Source organism: Shewanella pneumatophori, assembly GCF_023283895.1.
In the GTDB taxonomy this organism is placed as follows: domain Bacteria; phylum Pseudomonadota; class Gammaproteobacteria; order Enterobacterales; family Shewanellaceae; genus Shewanella; species Shewanella pneumatophori.
Genome location: NZ_JAKILB010000006.1, coordinates 128,356 through 150,390 on the forward strand (window position 1 = coordinate 128,356; position 22,035 = coordinate 150,390).

Annotated in this window: 18 protein-coding genes and 3 tRNA genes; 12 read left to right on the top strand and 9 right to left on the bottom strand. The window is 43.1% G+C overall.

What is annotated here, in order from left to right; all coding sequences use genetic code 11:
* Window positions 1-4: 4 nt before the first annotated feature.
* Window positions 5-499, bottom strand: a complete 495-nt coding sequence (locus tag L2740_RS11140; protein ID WP_248469412.1) for a peptidylprolyl isomerase — start codon at window positions 497-499, stop codon at window positions 5-7.
* 309 nt (window positions 500-808) lie between these two features.
* On the opposite strand from L2740_RS11140, the gene cysS reads away from it, so the two are divergent.
* Window positions 809-2,188 (top strand): cysteine--tRNA ligase, encoded by a 1,380-nt coding sequence (gene cysS / locus L2740_RS11145; protein WP_248950271.1) that lies wholly within the window; start codon window positions 809-811, stop codon window positions 2,186-2,188.
* A gap of 112 nt (window positions 2,189-2,300) precedes the next feature.
* Here cysS and folD read toward each other — a convergent pair whose 3' ends face one another.
* The gene (gene folD, locus L2740_RS11150; RefSeq protein ID WP_248950272.1) at window positions 2,301-3,155 is read right to left on the bottom strand and encodes a bifunctional methylenetetrahydrofolate dehydrogenase/methenyltetrahydrofolate cyclohydrolase FolD; all 855 of its coding nucleotides are present in this window, start codon (window positions 3,153-3,155) and stop codon (window positions 2,301-2,303) included.
* Between the two features lie 429 nt (window positions 3,156-3,584).
* On the opposite strand from folD, the gene L2740_RS11155 reads away from it, so the two are divergent.
* The 9 genes from L2740_RS11155 (at window position 3,585) to L2740_RS11195 (ending at window position 12,625) form a co-directional block, all read left to right on the top strand.
* Window positions 3,585-3,661 (top strand) — tRNA-Pro (locus tag L2740_RS11155).
* 63 nt (window positions 3,662-3,724) lie between these two features.
* Window positions 3,725-3,801, top strand: a tRNA-Arg gene (locus L2740_RS11160).
* An 8-nt stretch (window positions 3,802-3,809) separates the two neighbouring features.
* A tRNA-His gene (locus L2740_RS11165) sits at window positions 3,810-3,885 on the top strand.
* Window positions 3,886-4,140: 255 nt separating this feature from the next.
* Window positions 4,141-5,445 carry a trigger factor gene (gene tig / locus L2740_RS11170; protein WP_248469409.1) on the top strand — a complete coding sequence of 435 codons (1,305 nt, stop codon included), beginning with the start codon at window positions 4,141-4,143 and terminating at the stop codon, window positions 5,443-5,445.
* Between the two features lie 89 nt (window positions 5,446-5,534).
* Entirely contained in the window at window positions 5,535-6,146 is a 612-nt protein-coding gene (gene clpP, locus L2740_RS11175; protein ID WP_248469408.1) for an ATP-dependent Clp endopeptidase proteolytic subunit ClpP, read from the top strand.
* Window positions 6,147-6,232: 86 nt separating this feature from the next.
* On the top strand, window positions 6,233-7,510 hold the full coding sequence (clpX, locus tag L2740_RS11180) for an ATP-dependent protease ATP-binding subunit ClpX (protein WP_248950274.1): 1,278 nt from the start codon (window positions 6,233-6,235) through the stop codon (window positions 7,508-7,510).
* A 144-nt stretch (window positions 7,511-7,654) separates the two neighbouring features.
* The gene (gene lon / locus L2740_RS11185; protein ID WP_248950276.1) at window positions 7,655-10,000 is read left to right on the top strand and encodes an endopeptidase La; all 2,346 of its coding nucleotides are present in this window, start codon (window positions 7,655-7,657) and stop codon (window positions 9,998-10,000) included.
* A gap of 254 nt (window positions 10,001-10,254) precedes the next feature.
* Complete coding sequence (hupB, locus tag L2740_RS11190; protein WP_220736800.1) at window positions 10,255-10,542, top strand: nucleoid-associated protein HU-beta; 288 nt, start codon at window positions 10,255-10,257, stop codon at window positions 10,540-10,542.
* Between the two features lie 217 nt (window positions 10,543-10,759).
* Window positions 10,760-12,625, top strand: coding sequence for a SurA N-terminal domain-containing protein (locus tag L2740_RS11195; protein WP_248950277.1), 1,866 nt, complete (start codon window positions 10,760-10,762; stop codon window positions 12,623-12,625).
* 422 nt (window positions 12,626-13,047) lie between these two features.
* On the opposite strand, the gene fabV is transcribed toward L2740_RS11195, so the two are convergent.
* From fabV to pspF, 7 genes are all read right to left on the bottom strand, one after another.
* Window positions 13,048-14,250 carry an enoyl-ACP reductase FabV gene (gene fabV, locus L2740_RS11200; RefSeq protein ID WP_248950278.1) on the bottom strand — a complete coding sequence of 401 codons (1,203 nt, stop codon included), beginning with the start codon at window positions 14,248-14,250 and terminating at the stop codon, window positions 13,048-13,050.
* Window positions 14,251-14,434: 184 nt separating this feature from the next.
* Window positions 14,435-15,220, bottom strand: coding sequence for an ATP-binding cassette domain-containing protein (locus L2740_RS11205; protein WP_248950280.1), 786 nt, complete (start codon window positions 15,218-15,220; stop codon window positions 14,435-14,437).
* Window positions 15,201-16,208 (bottom strand): peptide ABC transporter ATP-binding protein, encoded by a 1,008-nt coding sequence (locus L2740_RS11210; protein ID WP_248950281.1) that lies wholly within the window; start codon window positions 16,206-16,208, stop codon window positions 15,201-15,203. Before L2740_RS11210 ends, L2740_RS11205 begins: the two co-directional genes overlap by 20 nt.
* A gap of 4 nt (window positions 16,209-16,212) precedes the next feature.
* Window positions 16,213-17,103, bottom strand: coding sequence for an ABC transporter permease subunit (locus L2740_RS11215; protein ID WP_248950283.1), 891 nt, complete (start codon window positions 17,101-17,103; stop codon window positions 16,213-16,215).
* Window positions 17,090-18,121 carry an ABC transporter permease gene (locus L2740_RS11220; protein ID WP_248950284.1) on the bottom strand — a complete coding sequence of 344 codons (1,032 nt, stop codon included), beginning with the start codon at window positions 18,119-18,121 and terminating at the stop codon, window positions 17,090-17,092. The genes L2740_RS11215 and L2740_RS11220 overlap by 14 nt, the downstream gene beginning before the upstream one ends.
* Window positions 18,121-19,749, bottom strand: coding sequence for an ABC transporter substrate-binding protein (locus L2740_RS11225; RefSeq protein WP_248950286.1), 1,629 nt, complete (start codon window positions 19,747-19,749; stop codon window positions 18,121-18,123). Before L2740_RS11225 ends, L2740_RS11220 begins: the two co-directional genes overlap by 1 nt.
* A 64-nt stretch (window positions 19,750-19,813) precedes the next feature.
* Window positions 19,814-20,902 carry a phage shock protein operon transcriptional activator gene (gene pspF, locus L2740_RS11230; RefSeq protein ID WP_248950287.1) on the bottom strand — a complete coding sequence of 363 codons (1,089 nt, stop codon included), beginning with the start codon at window positions 20,900-20,902 and terminating at the stop codon, window positions 19,814-19,816.
* Between the two features lie 176 nt (window positions 20,903-21,078).
* Here pspF and pspA point away from each other — a divergent pair, with 176 nt between their 5' ends.
* A complete protein-coding gene (gene pspA, locus L2740_RS11235; RefSeq protein ID WP_248950289.1) occupies window positions 21,079-21,756 on the top strand; it encodes a phage shock protein PspA in 678 nt (225 codons plus the stop codon).
* 23 nt (window positions 21,757-21,779) lie between these two features.
* A complete protein-coding gene (gene pspB, locus L2740_RS11240) occupies window positions 21,780-22,013 on the top strand; it encodes an envelope stress response membrane protein PspB (RefSeq protein WP_220760446.1) in 234 nt (77 codons plus the stop codon).
* Window positions 22,014-22,035 lie beyond the last annotated feature (22 nt).

Here is a 22,035-nt window from a genome sequence, read left to right on the forward strand (position 1 = left end):
AGTATTACTCTTCGATGGTTACTTTTTCGATGATAACAGCTTCAAGAGGAACATCTTGATGCATGCCACGGTTGCCAGTGCTAACCGCTTTGATCTTATTAACAACGTCCATGCCTTCAGTAACTTCACCAAATACGCAGTAACCCCAGCCTTGCGCTGACTCAGACTTAAAGTCTAAGAAAGTGTTGTCGCCAACGTTAATGAAGAACTGTGCAGTTGCTGAATGCGGATCAGAAGTGCGCGCCATTGCAATAGTACCGGTTTTGTTTGATAAGCCGTTGTTTGCTTCGTTGGCAATTGCTTCGTTAGGACGCTTTTGGCCCATATCTTCAGTGAAACCACCACCTTGGATCATGAAACCATCAATTACACGGTGAAAAACAGTGCCGTCGTAAAAGCCTTCTTTAACATAGTTAACGAAGTTAGCAGCTGTGTTAGGTGCTTTTTCAGCGTTTAACGCTAATTTGATTTCACCATGATTTGTATGAAGTGTGATCATATTTAAAACTCTCGTCATTTATTACGTAGTCAATAATGGCTGGATTCTAACGTAATTGCTAACTTCCATAAAGCACTCTGTGTCAGCACTATATAATTAACTGCATTAACCGCTTAACTCGGTTGAATAATCATCATGTGTCGAATGTAAAGGGCCGTCAGAATAGGGCAAAGATCGCAAACTTCCTTTAATACAGCATATCTACTCATTTTTGCGTTGTGAGAACACGAAAACAGCTTGGAACAGCTACTTTGGCAATGGTAGACTGACAAACACATTTTTACAGATAGTCGTTGAAGAGAATAATCAATGTTGAAGCTTTACAATAGTCTTACCCGCCAAAAAGAGCAGTTTGTGCCATTACAACCAGGAAAGGTTGGCATGTATGTGTGTGGGGTGACCATCTATGATTTATGTCATATTGGCCACGGACGTACATTTGTATCTTTTGACATGATTGTTAGATACCTAAGATACAGCGGTTATGATGTTAACTTTCAACGTAACATTACTGACGTTGATGATAAAATTATTAAACGTGCAAATGAAAACAACGAAAGTTGTGATGCATTGACCGAGCGATTAATCGCTGAGATGCACCGTGATTTCGATGCATTAAACATGGCGCGCCCAGATAATGAGCCTCGTGCGACTATGCACATGGCTGAAATTATCGACATGGTTGAAAGACTTATTGAGCGCGAACATGCTTATGTTGCATCGAATGGTGACGTACTGTTTAGCGTTTCTTCTTTCCCTGAATACGGTCGTTTGTCTGGTCAAAACCTAGAGCAGTTGCAAGCCGGTGCTCGCGTTGAAGTTGAAGACGCCAAGCGCGATCCGATGGATTTCGTATTGTGGAAAATGTCTAAACCAGGCGAGCCAACATGGGAGTCGCCATGGGGGCCAGGTCGTCCAGGTTGGCACATTGAATGTTCTGCGATGAACAGCAAACATTTAGGTACCCATTTTGACATTCATGGCGGTGGCTCAGATCTGCAGTTCCCGCACCATGAAAACGAGATTGCTCAGTCTTGCTGTGCCCACGACACGCCATATGTAAACTACTGGATGCATACAGGTATGGTGATGGTTGATAAAGAAAAGATGTCAAAGTCTTTGAATAACTTTTTCACCATCCGTGATGTGTTAGGTCATTACGATGCGGCAACTGTTCGTTACTTCTTGTTGTCTGGTCACTACCGTAGCCAGCTTAACTACTCTGAAGAAAACTTAAAGCAAGCTAGATCAGGACTTGAGCGTATTTACACCGCCCTTAAAGATCTTGATTTAACTGTTGAGGCTGCACCAGCTGAAGAGTTTGTGGCTAAGTTTAAGTCGGCAATGGATGATGACTTTAATACACCAGAAGCTTACTCTGTGTTGTTTGACATGGTACGCGAGATCAACCGCCTTAAACTAACTGACATGGCTAAAGCGTCTGCGTTAGGTGTTGCGCTTAAAGAACTCGCTGACGTGCTTGGAATTCTAGGTCAAGACGTTGATACCTTCTTTAAAGGTGAAGGTAGTGACGACGAAGTAGCACAAATTGAAGCTTTGATTGCTGAGCGTAACCGTGCTCGTGCAGAAAAAGACTGGCCAGCAGCTGATGTCGCACGTGACGGCTTAAATGCTCTCGGCGTGATCTTAGAAGATGGCCCTGAAGGTACGACTTGGCGTAAGAAGTAATTCTTCGCGAAAAATTGAACGATAAAACACAAAAAAGCCTGCATCTGCAGGCTTTTTTATACCTTAAATATTCTGGTAGGTAATATTTAAGTTGAATAGCTTTTTGAGTGAGCTAGTCGTGATACTGCTCACAAGCGTATAAGGTGTTTTCTAGCAGACTTGCGATAGTCATAGGACCAACACCACCAGGAACCGGGGTGATAAAGCTTGCGTGCTGCGCAGCAACATCAAATTCTACATCGCCAACCAGCTGACCGTTTTCAAGGCGGTTAATCCCCACGTCGATTACAACTGCACCAGGCTTAATCCAATCACCAGGAATAAAGCCAGGCTTGCCTACGGCAACTACCACTAGGTCAGCACGTCTTACTTTATCTTCAAGATTGCGAGTAAAACGATGGCAGATAGTAGTGGTGCAACCAGCAAGTAGAAGTTCTAGTGCCATAGGGCGGCCGACAATATTAGAGGCACCAACAACCAGTGCGTCTAAACCGTAAGTATCAACTTCGGTAGCCTTAAGTAATGTCATGATCCCCATTGGCGTACATGAACGTAGCACCGGGCTACGTTGTGCTAAACGGCCAACGTTATACGGGTGGAAGCCATCAACATCTTTATCTGGACGAATACGTTCGATGACTTTTGATTCTTCAATATGTTCAGGCAATGGCAACTGTACTAAGATCCCGTCGATGCTTGGATCGTTATTACATTCATCAATTAATGATAAAAGTGCTTCTTCAGAGGTACTGCTATCTAAATCATATGAGCGAGACATAAAGCCAACTTCTTCACAGGCTTTACGCTTACTACCAACATAAACTTGTGAGGCAGGATCTGCTCCTACAAGTATTACGGCTAAACCAGGGACTCTTAGACCAGCCTCTTTGCGGGCGGTTACTTTATCTTTGAGTTGCGTTCGAATGGATTGGGCAATGGCCTTACCATCGATGTTTTGGGCTGTCATTGGGGTTGGTGTCCTTTATACGGCGCGATAATGGAAAACGGAGACATTTTAACAGGACAGGATAAAAGTGTCATTGGTTTAGGTAATTAACAGTCAATTCTAAAATACGGATAATAGCGAGTAAGTCTCGGTGTTGCTGATAAGAGCTTAATACGTCTGTTTTATGTAGTATGCGACTGAAAGGCTGCCAAAATTGTTCAATTCAAAATGAAATAGCCGTTATTTTTAGCAGTTTGCTTAATCATGATTCAAATGGTGTATAAAGTAATCATGCAAACATGTTTTTTGAAAAAAGTCGTTGACGACTTTTAGGTGAGGGGATACTATGCGCTCCGTTCTCAGCGAGACAGCGAATTGCTGTTGGTGAGGATAAGAAGCAGTAAAGGGTGTCTCAGCGTGAAAACGTACTTTACATTAAGTTTCAAAACTCGGTGATTAGCGCAGCCCGGTAGCGCATCTGGTTTGGGACCAGAGGGTCAGAGGTTCGAATCCTCTATCACCGACCACATTTAGACTAACGTGGAACGTTAGTTGCCCAGTTCAGGAAATGAATTTATTTTCATTACCGAGCGCCCGTAGCTCAGTTGGATAGAGCACCCGCCTTCTAAGCGGGTGGCCGCAGGTTCGAATCCTGCCGGGCGTACCATTTTTGTGGTGATTGTAGCTCAGTTGGTAGAGTCCCGGATTGTGATTCCGGTTGTCGTGGGTTCGAACCCCATCAGTCACCCCACTCTTTCTGTAAAGAAGTAAAAAAAGCGACCCTAGGTCGCTTTTTTTACGCCTGTAAATCACGCTTTGAGGCTCGACTCGAGCGCATTCCATAGCTATAATGTCGCGTCTTGATAATTATCAACTAAAAGATACCTGTGCCGATCGTCAGTATTTATGGGCATTTTGGTTAAATTTATGGATCAAGAAACGAATACCTGAATAGTTGAGTTTTCGACTATTGCAAAGGACGATAGACATATTTCGAGGTAAAAAAATGCAAGTTTCTGTAGAAACCACACAAGGCCTAGAGCGTCGCCTAACAATTTCTGTACCTGCTGAGCAGATCGAGAACACTGTTAAAGAAGCATTAAAAAGCGAAGCTAAGCGTGCCCGTATCCCAGGTTTCCGTCCAGGAAAAGTACCTGTAAGCGTAATTAATAAGCGTTATGGTAAAGCAATTCGCCAAGACATCACTGGTGAAGTGATGCAGCGTAACTTCGTTGAAGCAATCATTGCTGAGAAGTTAAACCCAGCTGGCGCACCTACGTTAACTGCTGGTTCAACTGAAGGCGAAAACTTTGAGTTTGTTGCTACTTTTGAAATCTACCCAGAAGTAGAGCTAAAAGGTCTTGAGTCTATCACTGTTGAACAGCCAACTGCTGAAGTAACAGAAGCTGATGTTGACGCGATGATTGAAACGCTACGTAAGCAACACGCAACTTTTGAAGTTGTTGAGCGTGAAGCTGCAGAAGGCGACAAAGCTAAGATTAACTTCGTTGGTTCTATCGACGGCGAAGAGTTTGAAGGCGGCAAAGCTGACGATTTCGAACTTCAACTAGGCAGCGGCCGTATGATCCCAGGTTTCGAATCTGGTGTTGAAGGTCACAAAGCGGGTGAAGAGTTCAATATCGAAGTGACTTTCCCAGAAGATTACCACGCTGAAAACCTAAAGGGTAAAGTAGCAACTTTCGCTATCACTCTTACTGAAGTTCAAGCGGCTAACCTTCCAGAAGTTAACGATGAATTCGCTACTCTATTTGGTATCACTGAAGGCGGTATCGACGCTCTTCGCGCTGAAATCAGCAAGAACATGAGCCGTGAGCTTGAGCAAGCGCTTAAAGCAAACGTTAAAGAGCAAGTGCTTAATGGTCTAGTTGAGCAAAACGACATCGAATTGCCATCTGCGCTAATCACTGGTGAAGTTGAAGTATTGCGCAAGCAAGCTATGCAACGTTTCGGTGACCAAGCTGCTAACATGCCTGAGCTACCAGCTGACCTATTCACAGAGCAAGCTACACGTCGTGTTAAAGTAGGCCTACTACTTGGCGAAGTGATCAAAACAAACGAGCTAAAAGCTGAAGACGAGCGCGTTCAAGCGCTAATCGCTTCTATGGCTTCTGCATACGAAGATCCAAGTGAAGTTGTAGCATACTACAATGGTAACGAAGAACTTATGCAAAACATGCGCAACGTTGCTCTAGAAGAGCAAGCGGTTGAAGCTTTGTTAAAAACTGCAACTTTGACTGAAAAACCAGTCCAGTTTGAAGAATTTATGAACAAGGCTACCGGTCGCGCGTAACCATCGCTTGACTTAAATGGCTATTAGCCATTTATAATGGCTCGTATGAGGTTCCTCATGCGGGCCATTTTTATTTAGGGAAGTTAATCATGCACAAAGCGCCAGAATCAGTACTTAACGCACTCGTTCCTATGGTTGTTGAACAAACAGCTAAAGGTGAACGTTCATATGATATTTATTCTCGCCTTTTGAAAGAGCGAGTAATCTTTCTAGTTGGCCAAGTTGAAGAACACATGGCTAACCTTATCGTTGCTCAGTTACTGTTTTTGGAGTCAGAGAGCCCAGATAAGGATATCTACCTATACATTAACTCGCCAGGCGGTAGCGTGACAGCGGGTATGGCTATTTACGATACTATGCAGTTTATTAAGCCGAACGTAAGTACAGTATGTATTGGTCAAGCGGCAAGCATGGGCGCATTTTTGTTAGCAGGCGGCGCACCAGGCAAACGCCATTGCTTACCTAACTCAAGAGTGATGATCCATCAGCCATTAGGTGGCTTCCAAGGTCAAGCATCAGATATCGCTATTCATGCGCAAGAGATCTTAGGCATTAAGAACAAGTTAAACACTATGCTTGCAGAGCATACTGGTCAGCCTCTAGAAGTAATTGAGCGTGATACTGATCGTGATAACTTTATGAGTGCTTCAGAAGCCGCTGAATACGGATTAGTCGATTCAGTGATGACAAAACGAGACTGATTTTTACTCTCCTCTGAGCTATGCTCATAGAAAGGAAGTATTAAAAAGATCCACGCAGTAGATTGACTGCAAACAGAGGTAAAGTAATGGGTGAAGACAAAGGTAACGGTGACGGCGGAAAACTGCTGTACTGCTCTTTTTGTGGTAAGAGCCAGCATGAAGTAAGAAAACTCATCGCTGGGCCTTCTGTATATGTTTGTGATGAGTGCGTTGAACTCTGCAACGACATTATTAGAGAAGAAATCAAAGAGATTTCACCGAAGCAAGATCAGGACAGATTGCCAACGCCACATGAGTTAAGAGCTCATTTGGACGACTATGTGATCGGTCAAGATAAAGCTAAGAAAGTCCTCTCTGTCGCGGTGTACAATCACTACAAGCGCTTGAGAAATGCTAGCCCGAAAGACGGTGTTGAATTAGGTAAGAGTAACATCTTGCTTATTGGCCCTACGGGTAGCGGTAAAACACTTTTAGCTGAAACGTTAGCGCGTTTCCTTGATGTGCCATTTACTATGGCAGATGCAACGACATTAACCGAAGCTGGTTATGTTGGTGAAGATGTTGAGAACATCATTCAGAAGTTACTACAAAAGTGCGACTACGATGTAGAGAAAGCACAGCGTGGTATCGTCTATATTGACGAAATTGATAAAATCAGTCGTAAGTCTGATAACCCATCAATTACTCGCGATGTTTCTGGTGAAGGTGTTCAGCAAGCGCTTTTAAAGCTTATTGAAGGTACAGTTGCAGCGGTTCCACCACAAGGTGGTCGTAAGCATCCACAACAAGAGTTCTTACAGGTTGATACTTCTAAGATCTTATTCGTGTGTGGTGGTGCATTCGCTGGCCTTGAAAAGGTGATTGAGCAACGTGCACACGTAGGCACGGGGATCGGTTTTGGTGCTCAGGTGAAAGGCGAAGCGGATAAGAAGAATATCTCTGATAGACTTCTAGAGGTTGAGCCTGAAGATTTAGTGAAGTTTGGTCTAATTCCAGAGTTCATTGGTCGTTTACCTGTTTTAGCTACACTGGCTGAACTTGATGATGAAGCATTGATCCAAATTTTGTCTCAACCAAAAAATGCGATTACTAAACAGTTTGCAGCATTGTTTGAGATGGAAGGCGTTGAACTTGAATTTAGAGAAGATGCATTAAAAGCGATTGCACTGAAAGCTCAGACTCGTAAGACTGGTGCTCGTGGCCTACGTTCAATTGTTGAAGGGATCTTACTTGATATCATGTACGACCTGCCATCAACTGACGATGTTGCTAAAGTGGTTATCGATGAATCAGTAGTGAAAGGTGAATCGACACCTATCCTGATTTATGCCAATAATGAAACCCAAGCAGCAACAGCTGAATAAGCTATCAACGATAGTTAAAAAGATTAAAAGGAGCCAATATGGCTCCTTTTTTGTACACTTCTTTAATTAATTGTTTTTCACCATTGAAACCTATTTAATCATCCCAATATACTCATTAGTAATCATAAAAAACGGAATCGAGCTATGACCCTAGAGCGTGATGCGCGAATCGAACTACCCGTACTGCCACTAAGAGATGTGGTGGTTTATCCCCATATGGTAATTCCGTTATTCGTCGGTCGAGAAAAGTCTATTCGTTGCTTAGAAAAAGCAATGGAGCAAGGCAAGCAAATTATTTTAGTCGCTCAGCGTGATGCTGAGTTGGACGATCCTACAAGCGACGATATCTTTGACGTTGGTACTGTTGCGTCAATTTTACAGCTATTAAAATTGCCAGACGGTACCGTAAAGGTATTAGTTGAAGGCGGGCAGCGAGCTCGTATTGACAACTATATCGATCAAGACGATATCTTCCAAGCGACAGCTCATTATCTTGAGTCTGAGCCTCTATCTGAAAAAGAAGAGGAAGTGCTAGTTCGCTCAGCAGTTGGCCAATTTGAAGGCTATATCAAGCTCAATAAAAAGATCCCGCCAGAGGTGTTAACGTCACTATCGGGTATCGACGAAGCTGCAAGACTTGCAGACACTATGGCTGCTCATATGCCACTGAAGCTTGAAGACAAGCAATCAGTGCTAGAGATGGTCAATGTAAGTGAACGCATTGAATATCTAATGGCGATGATGGAAGCTGAAATCGACCTACTACAGGTTGAAAAGCGCATTCGTAGCCGTGTTAAAAAGCAGATGGAGAAAAGTCAGCGCGAGTACTATTTGAATGAGCAAATGAAAGCTATTCAAAAAGAGCTTGGCGATATTGACGAGTCTCACGATGAGTTTGAAAGTTTAGCGAAAAAGATTGAAGAGGCACAAATGCCTGCAGAGGCAAAAGAAAAAGCTTCTGCTGAACTCAATAAGCTAAAAATGATGTCGCCAATGTCTGCTGAAGCAACGGTAGTTAGAAGCTACGTTGAGTGGATGGTGTCTGTACCTTGGCATAAGCGCTCTAAAATCAAGCGTGACCTCGCTAAAGCGCAAGACGTGCTTGATACCGATCACTTTGGTCTTGAGAAAGTCAAAGAGCGTATTTTAGAATATCTCGCGGTTCAAAGCCGTGTTAAGCAGCTGAAAGGTCCAATTCTGTGTCTAGTCGGCCCACCAGGTGTAGGTAAAACATCGCTGGGTCAGTCGATTGCAAAAGCGACTGGCCGTAAGTATGTGCGCGTAGCATTAGGTGGCGTGCGTGATGAAGCGGAGATCCGTGGTCATCGCCGTACTTATATTGGTTCTATGCCGGGTAAAGTGATTCAAAAGATGTCTAAAGTGGGCGTTAAAAACCCATTATTCCTGCTTGATGAAATCGATAAGATGAGCAGTGATATGCGTGGCGATCCAGCTTCTGCGCTTTTAGAGGTCTTAGATCCTGAGCAAAACTCAGCATTTAGCGATCACTACATGGAGGTCGATTACGACTTATCTGATGTAATGTTCGTTGCAACATCTAACTCAATGAATATTCCGGGTCCACTACTTGACCGTATGGAAGTGATTCGTCTGTCGGGTTATACCGAAGATGAAAAGCTCAATATTGCCAAGCAACACTTGTTGCCAAAGCAAATTGAACGTAACGGCTTAAAAGCAAAAGAAGTGACTGTTGATGATAGTGCTATTATCGGCATTATCCGTTACTACACTCGTGAAGCGGGCGTACGTGCGTTAGAGCGCGAGCTGTCGAAGATTTGCCGTAAAGTGGTTAAGCAAATTCTGCTTGATAAGAGCATTAAGCATGTTGAAGTTAATCAAGACAACCTGAAGTCATTCTTAGGTGTGCAGCGTTGTGATTACGGTAAAGCTGAATCAAACAACCAAATTGGCCAAGTTACTGGTTTAGCGTGGACAGAAGTTGGTGGTGATTTACTGACAATTGAGGCGACCTCTGTACCAGGTAAAGGCAAGCTGACTTATACCGGCTCGCTGGGTGACGTGATGCAAGAGTCTATCCAAGCGGCAATGACAGTTGTACGTGCTCGCGCTGAACAGCTTGGTATTAACCCAGACTTTTACGAAAAACGTGATATTCACGTACACGTACCAGAAGGGGCAACACCAAAGGATGGTCCATCAGCAGGTGCAGCAATGTGTACTGCGTTGGTTTCAAGCCTAACCGGTAACCCTGTTCGCGCAGATGTGGCGATGACCGGTGAAATTACCCTTCGCGGTGAAGTATTGCCAATTGGTGGATTAAAAGAAAAACTTTTAGCTGCGCACCGTGGCGGCACCAAAGTAGTGCTAATTCCAAAAGAAAACGAACGTGATTTGGAAGAAATTCCACAAAACGTAATTGCAGACTTACAGATCCACCCTGTGAAGTGGGTTGATGAAGTTCTTAAATTGGCGCTTGAACGACCAGTTGAAGGCTTTGAAGTCGTCTAAAACGTGGACTAACGCAATAAATTGCGGGATTGCTTGAAAAAAACAGTAAAAAGGTGCTTACCTAAGTATCAAGCTGTGGTAGCCTAAGTCTGTGGAGAGTCAGTCGCTCCAGCCCTTGGAGTGACTGGTTTTGAGTAGTATCCTAATTTATTTCTTTGGTTTTCCTATAAGGCTTGAACTTTGGTTCTAAGCTTGTTATAAAAAGCCTCCGCAGACCGCTCTAGACAAGGATTTGGGTGCGGCGCACAAATTACATTCAAGGGGATGACATGAACAAATCTGAACTAATCGAGAAAATCGCTTCTGGTGCTGACATTTCTAAAGCGGCTGCTGGCCGTGCATTAGACTCTTTCATCGGCGCTGTTACTGACGGCCTTAAAGAAGGCGATAAGATTGCTCTTGTTGGTTTCGGTACTTTCGAAGTGCGTCAACGCGCTGAGCGCACTGGTCGTAACCCACAAACGGGTAAAGAGATCAAAATCGCTGCAGCTAACATCCCAGCATTTAAAGCTGGTAAAGCTCTAAAAGACGCTGTTAACTAAATAAAAGTTAGCAATGCAGCCTTTTGTAAGGCTATTGTAAAAAAGCACTGTTTAAACAGTGCTTTTTACAAATAGAAAGGGCATAAATTAAGGAATAACTTAATTTTGTCATCGGGAGTTTCAAAGGGAACATTTCCTCTCCTTTAAATTACAAAAAGGCGCATCCAAACAGTGATGCGCCTTTTTATTATATTAATCGCAACAAGCGAGAAGTCTGATGTTAGAAAAGATTCGCGAAGGCTCACAAGGGGTTATTGCTAAAAGCATTCTAATCCTAGTGATACTTTCTTTTGCATTTACAGGTGTGAGTAGTTATTTGGGTTCTTCAACTGAGGTTGCAGCTGCTACCGTGAATGGTGAAGAGATCAGCAACTCAGCTTTAGAACAAGCATATCAAAATGAGCGTGGTCGTTTAGAACAGCAGTTAGGTGACATGTTCGCTACACTTTCAGCTGATGACAACTACATGCAGAGCGTAAAGCAAAGCGTATTAGAACGTTTGGTTGCAGAAAAACTGCTTGACCAAAACGCTGCAGAGCTAGGCTTGCGCGTATCTGATGAGCAGATTAAAGCTGCGATTCTGGCTGAGCCTGCATTCCAAACTGACGGTGTATTTGATAACGATCGTTATCAAGCTATTTTGCGTCAGCTAGGTTATCAAGCCAATACATTCCGCGACATGATGCGTACAGATATGACTCGTCGTCAACTTGTTGCGACATTAGTGGGTTCAGAGTTTGTATTACCGGGTGAAGCTCAGTATGTGGCAGATCTTCAAGGTCAAACTCGCGATATCGATTATAAAATCATTGATGCAACGCCATTCTTGGCTGAGATCAGTGTAACTGATGAGCAAATCCAAACTTACTATAATGCCAATCTTGCACAGTTTGTACGCCCAGAAGTTGTAAGTCTTGACTACATTGAGCTTGACGCGAATGAGCTAGCAAAAGACGTTAAGATCACTGATGCAGATGCACAAGCTTATTATGACGAGCACAAAGCTAACTACACCCAAGCTGAAAAGCGTTTAGCTGCTCATATCCTAGTACAACTAGGTGATGACGAGGATGCTGCAAAAGCGAAAGCTGAGGCTATATACAAACAGCTTCAAGACGGTGCTGATTTTGCAGAGCTTGCAAAAACAGAATCTGAAGATACTTTCAGTGGTGAGCAAGGCGGCCAATTAGATTGGTTTGAAGCGGGAGTAATGGAGCCTGAGTTTGATACTGCACTATTTGCGCTTAATAAAGGTGAGTACTCAAATGTTGTGAAAACTAACTTTGGTTACCACATCATTAAAGCAGTAGACATTCAAGCTGGCGCTCAAGCATCATTTGCAGACGTTAAAGATAAAATTGTAGCGCAACTGCAAGATAAGCAAGCGGTAGACAAGTTCTACGAATTGCAGCAAATCCTTGCTGATACAAGCTACGAAGTGCCAGATACTCTTGCTGAAGCGGCTAAAGATTTAGATGTTGAAGTGAAAACTACACCTGAGTTTACACGTACTAATGCACCTGAATTGTTTAGCAAGCCAGACATTTTGAAAGAAGCCTTTTCTTCAAATGTATTACTTGATGGCATGAACAGTGATGTACTTGAAGTTGCACCAAACCATGTAGTGGTTATTCGTGCTAACTCTCATAAAGCTGCTGGCACAATGGAATTAGCTGACGTACGCAATGCTATCGCTAATCGTTTAAAGCAAGAACAAGCTAATGAAGCAGCGCGTAAGCAAGCACAAGAAGCTATGACAGAAGTTGAAGCATCTGGCGTAACAGCAGATTATATTGCAAAAGCTAAGCTTGCACGTTTTGATCAAGAAATTGATGGCGCGATTGTGAACAAAGCATTTGCTATGGCACAACCAGCAGGTAAAGCTTCAGTTGATACTGTTGCACTCGCTAACGGTTATGCTGTTATTGTTCTTAAGCAAGTAAATGCCGCAGACGGTGTTGACGCTGGTTTGTTAGATGCACTTAAGCAACGCTTAAGCTCTCAGTACAGTGAAAATGATTACCGTGCAGTTATTGCTTCTCTAAAGGCTAAGGGTGAAGTGCTTTACCCTGTTGCAGAGTAGCAGTTAGCATTACGGCATCAGTAAGCATATAGCCTCTAACGAGGTAGCAAAAACCGGCTAAATATAGCCGGTTTTTTTATGTCTAAAATTCAGCTCTACTTAGCTGAGTTCAATTCGGCTGTTTGTGTAGTAATACCAATCAGTATAAATCGTGAGTCGGTATTCCGGAGCGTTTTTAGCTGCCAACCTCTGCGTTGGACAGCTCGACAAGCCAATAATGATAAGACAAAGCATATGAGGCGCTTTCGGCTAATTAAAAGCGTGATGCTCATACTGTAGGATCTTATCTGCCAGGCGATGGCGGGAGTTTTTAAAAGTATTGATTGAGGAGAGCGCAGTCGGCGGTTTTTATCGGCAATAAAAAACGCCGCAATCAATGATTACGGCGTTTTATGGTCAGCTCTTATGGTTAGAGCTAATCTTTAGATACAAACGACATCAAACTCAACGTGTGGGTTAACGTCTGCTTCGTAATCAATACCTTCTACACCAAAACCGAACAGTTTAAGGAATTCTTCCTTATATTCACGGTAATCAGTTAGTTCAGATAGATTTTCAGTGGTTACTTGTGGCCACATATCACGACAATGCTGCTGGATCTCTTCACGCAGTTCCCAGTCATCAAGACGTAAACGATTTGAGTCGTCAACATCCGCAGTTGAGCCATCAGCTTTATATAAACGCTCGTTAAACATGCGGCTTATTTGCTCGATACAGCCTTCATGTAGGCCTTCTGCACGCATCTTTTTGAACACCATGGCAATGTAAAGTGGCATAACAGGAATTGCTGAGCTTGCTTGAGTAACAACACTCTTAAGCACTGCAACATTGGCGCTGCCACCAGTAGCAGAAAGCTTTGCATCTAGTGCGTGAGCTGCACGGTCAAGATCCATTTTGGCCTTACCTAGTGCGCCGTGCCAGTAGATTGGCCAAGTAAGCTCGGTACCAATGTAGCTGTAAGCAACGGTTTTGCAGTTATCGCTAAGAACACCAGCTTCTGATAGCGCCTGCATCCATAATTCCCAGTCTTCACCGCCCATTACCGTTACTGTATCGGCAATCTCTTGCTCAGTCGCCGGCTCTACGCTTGCTTCGATGATTAGGTCTTTATTGGTATCAACTGCAGTCGCTGTGTAGGTTTCACCAATAGGTTTAAGTGATGAACGAATAAGCTCACCGCTATCAGGCATTTTACGGACTGGTGATGCGAGTGAGTAAACCACCATATCAACTTGACCTAGATCTTGCTTGATAATCTCAATCGCTTTTTGCTTAGCTTCATGGCTAAATGCGTCACAGTTGATGCTTTTAGAATACAGGCCTTCAGCCTTAGCAAACTTGTCGAATGCCGCTGAGTTATACCAACCGGCAGTTCCTGGTTTGGTCTCAGAGCTTGGCTTTTCAAAAAACACACCTAACGTGGCTGCGTCGCTACCAAAGGCAGCTGTAATGCGCGAAGACAGACCGTAACCACTTGATGAACCAACAACTAAAACCTTTTTAGGGCCGTTGGTTATTTTACCTTTTGCTTTGGTAAAGTTTATTTGCTCAAGTACGTTAGCTTCACAGCCAACAGGGTGGGTCGTAGTACAAATGAAGCCACGGATTCTAGGTTTGATGATCATATTTTTTGATTCTCTTAAAAAATTGTCTTTAGGATAATTAAACCAATATAAAATGGCACTTATTTTTGTTGAAAATGGGCCTTTTTAGCAGTGGTTGGAGCAGTTTCGCTCATTTGATTCATTCGCTTTTTAACTGCACCACCGCATAATTGTGTAGGCTTTATACACATGAACAAGCTTACTTTTACTTTTTACGAGTGAATAAGCTCTGCTCTTGAATTAATCTTTGGGTGTACTCATGTTGTGGCGCATTAAAGAGTTGCTCAGTCGTCGCTTTCTCAACCATAACACCTTTTTTCAATACCATAATTTTATCGCTAACATGGCGAATGATATTCATATTATGGGATACGAAGATATAAGATAGTCCCATCTCTTGCTGTAATTCGAGAAGTAAGTTTAGTATCTGCGAACGTACTGATAGATCAAGTGCTGTGAGGGCTTCGTCAGCAATGATGATTTTAGGGTCGAGCATTAATGCACGCGCGACCGCAACTCGCTGCTTTTGCCCCTCAGAAATCATATGCGGATAAAACTCAATATGTTCAGACAGCAAGCCGACTTTTCTCAGCTTATCAATAACTAATGCTTTTCTTTCATTTTTGTCGAGCTGAGTATTAAACTTTAACGGCTCATCTAAAAGCTCACCAATGGTCAGCCTAGGATTAAGCGAGGTGTTTGGATCTTGGAAAATCATCCGAATTAAGCGGCAGCGCTGTTTTAAATCACGCTTTTCCAAAGCTTCACCTTCAAAAAAGATCTCACCGCCACTGCGAATTTCTGCGCCGACTAAAATCCGCGCAATGGTACTTTTACCAGAGCCCGCTTCACCCACAATAGCGAGGGTTTCACCTTGATTTAGTTCAAATGAAACTGGCGATAATGCATGATTATATTGGCGTTTAAAGCGTTTATATCCCGCATAGTAGCTTTTGCTGAGATCATTGACTTTAAGAAGTGGGGTCGTCATTACATGGCTCACTGTTATAGGGGAAATGACAAGCAAAATAGCGGTCTTTTTGGTGGCATAAGCTTGGTTTGCTCACACAGCGCTTTTGCGCTTGCGGGCAGCGTGGCCCGAGGCGACAACCAATAGGCAAATGTTGCAAAGCCGGTGACGAGCCTGGCAGAGTCTGCATCACTGATTTATGAGCAAGTCCGCCTGAAAAGTCTGGCATATTATCAAGTAACGCCTTGGTATAAGGATGAAATGGCTGCTCAAGAACTTCTGCTGTCGGTCCTGACTCCATCACTTGGCCGCAATACAACACAGTTAATTGATCGCACCAACCTGAAAGCGTTTCAAGCTCATGACTAATAAGTAAGATAGATACACTATGCAGCTGATTTAATTTACTTAGTAGCCTGAAAATTTGTGCCTGAGTGCTTAGCTCCATTGAGTCTGTAGGTTCATCGGCGATCAGTAATCGTGGTTGATTGGCAATGGCCATCGCAATCATCACTTTTTGGCATTCGCCTGCAGAGAGCTCCCAAGCGTAGCTACTCATGACTTCCTCGGTGTTTTTGATACCGACTTTGTGCAGCCACTTTTGTGCGATTGCCTTACGTGCTTTATTCCGTTTCCAAAAAGAAACTTGCTTGTCTTGTGGCATTGCTTCAATAAGTTGGCTGCCGACAGTTATTGCAGGGTCAAGGCTTCCCATTGGGTCTTGGAAAATCACTGCAATTTCGCTGCCCATCAAGTTACGACGCTGTTTAGGCGACATATCCATTAGGTTTTGGCCATCCCACATCATACGATCTGCGGTGATGGTCCAGTTATGGCCTGGCACACCTAAAATGGCACGTGCAAGCAGAGTGCGGCCAGAGCCTGATTCACCAACTAGGGCGTGTAGCTCGCCTGGATTAATCATTAAACTTACACGCTCAAGTGCTTTAACACGCCCATGAGGTGTGTCTAACTCAATGGTAAGATTACGAATATCGAGTAATGGCATAATATTAATTTCTGATGGGCGATAACGCCGATCTTAAGCCGTCGCCAACTAAGTTAATGGCAAGTACGCTACATAAAATAGCGACTCCAGGTATAGTGACCGTCCAAGGTGCGGTTAATAGATTATCCAGTCCTTGAGACACCATCGCACCCCATTCAGGACTGGGGGCTTGCGCGCCTAGGTTTAAAAAACCTAGGGCAGCAATGTCAAGAATAGCGGCAGAAATTGCGAGTGTTGTTTGAATGATCACTGTTTCCCATACGTTAGGCATAATCACGTACCAAAAAACTTGAATAGAATTCGCACCATCAAGTTTTGCAGCAGTCACGTAGTCTTTTTGCAGTTCTTCGTGAACAGCTTGGTGAATGGCTCTGACAAACTGTGGTGTGAGGGCAATACCAACAGCCCAAAATACATTGTCTAACCCTGGTCCCATTACAGCAACCACTAAGATTGCCAATAGCAAAGATGGAATTGAAAGCAAGGCATCTAATAAGTGGCTTAAAATCGATGATTTAAGCCCCTTCATCATGCCTGAAATAGAACCTATGACAAAGCCAACAAGTAAAGAGGCGAGTACGATAGCGAGCGCCATGCCGAAGGTCAGGTGAGCACCATGTAGTAAGCGGCTGAAAATGTCTCTGCCCAAATCATCAGTGCCAAGAAAGTGCTCTACAGTGCCACTGGCATCCCAAGATGGTGGCAGTAATAACGCCGACGGATCTTGTTGCTCTGGAGAGAAAGGGGCAATCCAAGGACCAAAAATCGCTAAGGTCAATAAACAGCACACAGCCCAAAGGCCCATTAATGCAAAAGGATTATCAGCAAATGCTTGCCATACTTTCTGCATAGGTGAGGCGATATGGTCTTCTTGATAAATTCTAATTCGCGGCATAGATTTCTTTCCTACTTAGCGGATTATAAGCATTATGTAGCACTTCAATTAAAATACTAAAGAAGATGATGATAAGTGCTACGCCTAATACGCCGCCTTGAATCACGGTGTAATCTCGTTGATAAATACCTGATACTAACCAACTGCCTACACCTTGGCGTGAGAAGATCACCTCAACGATCATGGCGTAACTTGCAAAGGTTCCTAACATTAAGCCCATATTTTTTAGTACCGGAATAAGCGCGTTTGGCAGTGCATGGCGCAAAACAATGGTACCTGTATGTAAACCACGTGCTTCTGCCGCCTTAATATAAGGCTGCTCCATAATGCTCAGCATGGCTGAGCGAGTAATACGCACCACGACAGTGAAGGGTAATACCGCTAACGTAATCGCGGGTAAAATAATATGAAATACCGCGTCTTTAAATGCCGATATACGGTATGCAGAATCTGATAAAAGGGTATCGATAAGCATAAAGCCACTTACAGGTTCGATTTCGTATAAGAGGTTTATACGCCCAGATACAGGTAGCCAGCCAAGCTCAACTCCAAACCATAATGATAGCGTTAGCCCGAGCCAAAATACTGGGATTGAGTAACCGGTTAACGTTATAGCCATGATGCTGTGCTGAGTAATTTTGTTTTTGCTGAGTGACGCCAATACGCCTAAAGGCACCCCAAGTAATACTGCGATAATGCCCGATACTATCGCTAACTCGAACGAAGCAGGTAGTGCTTGAGTAAGCTCTTCAATTACCGGTCGCTGTGAGGTAACTGACAAGCCTAAATCACCGCTTAAGCGGGTTTGCGCATAAGCGATAAATTGTTGCAGTTGATTGCCGTTTAATTGGTAATTGTTTTCAATTTGGGTTAACTGCTCAGCAGTTGGCGTTGCAATGCCGCTCAGCGCGAAGGGTTTGCTCACTGGGAAATAACCTGTGGTGATAAACAACACAGTTACCAAAGCTAAAGTGGTTGCTAAAAACAAGTTTAATCTGCGAAGGAGATAACGACCCATTATAAATCTCCTTTTATAGCGACAGTTTTAGCGTTTTCAAAAGAGATCCCACCAAATGGTGTGAGCTGAGTTTGTTTAACCGCTTTGCTCTTAAATGTAAGCTGGGTCGCGTGAGCAAAAGTCATCATAGGCACATGTTCATTAAATAAGGCTTCAGCTTGTTGGTACAAGGCCTTACGCTCCGACTCTACGGTTGTGGCTTTGGCATTATTCAAAAGGGCGTCCATTTCTTGGCTACACCATTGAGCACGGTTGCTCGATGATGTTAACGATGCACAGCTCATGATTGGTGAGAAGAAATTATCAGGGTCGCTATTGTCGGCGTTCCAGCCGATTAATACCGAGTCATAATTATTGCGGTTGAGCTTTTGGTTAAACACGCTCCAGTCATAGGTGATGATATTGACGTTGACGCCAATATTTGCCAAATCAGCTTGGATTAACTCAGCAGTTTTAAGCGCGTTAGGGTTATAAATTCGTGCTACAGGCATTGCCCAAATATCGATAGTTAACTCTTTAATACCTGCATCAGCTAGCAAAGCACGCGATTTGTCAGGGTTATATTGATAACTACTTTTGTTGTAATTATATGCCCACGATTGCGGTGGCAGCATGCCAGTCGCCTTGATAGCGGTTTCTTGGTACACAGCCCGTAAAATATTTTGTTTATCTACCGCATAAGCTAATGCTTGACGTACTCGTACGTCATCAAATGGTGGCTTTTGGGTGTTAAACGCCCAAAATGCAACATTGAATCCTAGTTGAGTGTCAAGCTCTAGACTCGGGTGCTGCTTTATAACGGGTAACTCACCGGCTTTTGGCAGGGCTGAGACGCTGCAATCCCCGGTGATTAACTTAGTTAAACGAGCACTACTTTGTGGCGTAATGTTAAACACTAACTGCTCAAACTCTGGCAGAGTGCGCCAAAACTTTTCATTGCGGTGATAACGAATAAATTCGTTTTTTGCGTAGTTAACTAGTTTAAACGGTCCTGTACCAACGGGGTTTCTATCTAAAAGTTCTGGTGTGCCTTTCGCAAGTAAGTTATCAGCATATTCCTTTGATAGGATCACTGAAAAGCCGGTTGCTAAATTGGCTAAAAAAGAGGCATTAGTTTGATTTAGATGAAATATCACTTCATCATCGGCCACTTTTTCAATATGCGTGACTTGCTCGTTAAAACCAATACTTTGAAAAAAAGGATAACCAGTTTGAGACACTGAATGATAAGCATTTTCGCTGTTTATGATGCGATTGAACGAGAAAATGACATCATCTGCATTGAAAGTGCGAGTTGGTGTAAACCAATCTGTATGATGAAACTGCACACCTGGTCGAAGTTTAAAGCGATAACTTAAACCATCAGCTGATGTTTCCCATGAGCTAGCGAGTGCAGGAACAAGTTCACCAGAAACTGGATCATAATCAATTAGGCTGTCGTATAACTGCTGCGACGTTGCATCAATTGTGGTGCCTGATGTGACCAATTGCGGGTTAAAAGTTTCTGGGTTTCCCTCAGAGCAATAGACCAAACCAGCAGGAACTTGCTGAGGGCCACAGGCAGTGAGTAACAAGCTGAACGGTGCAATAGCAGCAGTCAGCTTTATGCTCTTTAGCAGCTGTATCATTAAGAAATCATTTTTGAGCTGAATATTAATAGCTATTTTAACAGTGCCTAACAGTTAACAGCAATTATTTATCCAGTAAGTTGTATTTCTTTAAGATCCCGCGCAGCTGATGGTAGCTCAAGCCTAGTAGTTCAGCTGTTTTCTTTTGGTTAAATTGCCCGGCTTCTAAGGCTTGTTTTAAAATAAGTGTTTCGTTTTGTTCGCAGTGAGTTTTAAAGTCTATTGGGAAGCTAATTGAAGCGTGATTATTATTGCTAGATTGCCCATTTGGGTTAGCACTTACTTCGCTCGTCTGCTCAGTATTTATTGTTGACTGTTCTGTTGTACCGGGTTGCTGACGTTCTTTGGTTTTAACGCGCTTTGTCGGTCGGTATGGTGAAGCAAAAGGATCAATAATAATCTGTTCGATAGCGCTGTGACAGTCAGCATTACGATACACGCTGCGCTCTACCACGTTTTTAAGCTCACGAATATTACCAGGCCATTGATACTCCATTAATTGTTGAATAGCGTTATTACTGAAGCCTTCAAACAATTCCAGCTTTAGCTGACGTGCCATACCAACAGCAAAATATTCAGCGAGTGGCATGATGTCTTCACTTCTGTGTCTTAGAGGCGGCAGGGTGATCACATCAAAGGCTAATCTATCAAGTAGATCGGCTCTAAATTCCCCTGCATCGGCAAGGGTTGGTAAGTCTTCATTAGCAGCGCAGATAAGACGTACATCGGTTTGTACTGTTTTACTGCCACCGACTCGTTCAAACTCGCCATATTCAATTACGCGCAGTAGCTTTTCCTGAATGAGCCCAGAAGTATTAGCTAGCTCATCTAAAAATAAAGTGCCGCCATCGGCACGCTCAAAACGGCCTTCATGTTTTTTACTCGCCCCCGTAAATGCACCAGCGTCATGGCCAAAAAGTTCGCTTTCGAGTAGATTTTCACTTAGTGATGAGCAGTTGAGCTTTATAAAGCTTTGATCCCAACGCTTTGATAAATAATGAAGTCGCTCGGCGATAAGCTCTTTGCCTGTGCCGCGCTCACCAATTATTAGTACCGGTTTAGACAGCGGCGCAACTTGTGAAATGTGCTCTAAGACTTCTAAAAGAGCATTGGATTGACCGATAAGGTTATCTTGCTGAAATTGCTTTCTCACAGTAATTTAGTCTTTCACGCTAATAATTGGTGAAAATAATAATATGATGCGTAGTTTATAAATGAAAGTAAAAGTTAATATTTTGTTTAACTTGTTGTATATTAGGGTTTTATTAAAGTTGGCACGGAAAGTGGATTATCTTTTGTCGAATCCAACGTTAATTAGAGGAAGTTATTATGGGAATCTTTTCACGCTTTGCAGACATCATTAACTCAAACATCAGTGCTTTACTAGATAAGGCTGAAGATCCAGAGAAAATGGTTCGTCTAATCATTCAAGAGATGGAAGATACACTTGTTGAAGTTCGTTCAACTTCGGCAAAAGTTCTGGCTGAGAAAAAAGATATTATTCGTCGTATCGCGAAAGTACAAGAACAAGTACAAGATTGGGAAAGTAAAGCCGAGCTTGCACTTTCTAAAGACCGCGAAGATCTTGCTAAAGCAGCACTAGTTGAAAAACAAAAAGCTAATGATCTAGCGCAAACACTAGCAGCTGAACTGGTTGTTGTTGAAGAGCACATCTTACGTCTTAAAGAAGAAGTGAACTTACTACAAGAAAAGCTAGCTGATGCTAAAGCTCGCCAGAAAACTATTATTATGCGCAAGCAAACTGCATCGTCACGTTTAGAGGTGAAAAAGCAGTTAGACTCAAGCAAAATTGATAATGCAATGAGCAAGTTTGAGCAATACGAGCGCCGCGTAGAGAACCTTGAGTCACAAGTAGACTCTTATGACTTAGGTAACAAAAAGACATTAAACGATGAGTTTGCAGCATTAGAAGCTGAAGATTCAGTTAACGCCGAACTTGAAGCGCTAAAAGCTAAAATGAAGGAAAGTAAAACAAAAGCTAAGTAATCAACACTAATCAGAGGTGAGTTATGAACACGGATATTTTGATGGCTCCAATTATCATCTTTATGATTTTTGTGGCTCCAATATGGCTAATACTTCATTACCGTAGTAAGCGACAGGTTAGCCAGGGACTTACTGAAGAAGAATTTAGCCAGCTAAATGAGTTAATTGCTAAAGCGGATAAGATGTCTCATCGCATCGAAACTCTAGAAGCAATCTTAGACAGTGAGGCGCCGCAATGGAGAAATCGTCATGACTAAGCAGATGATTTCTATTACGGCA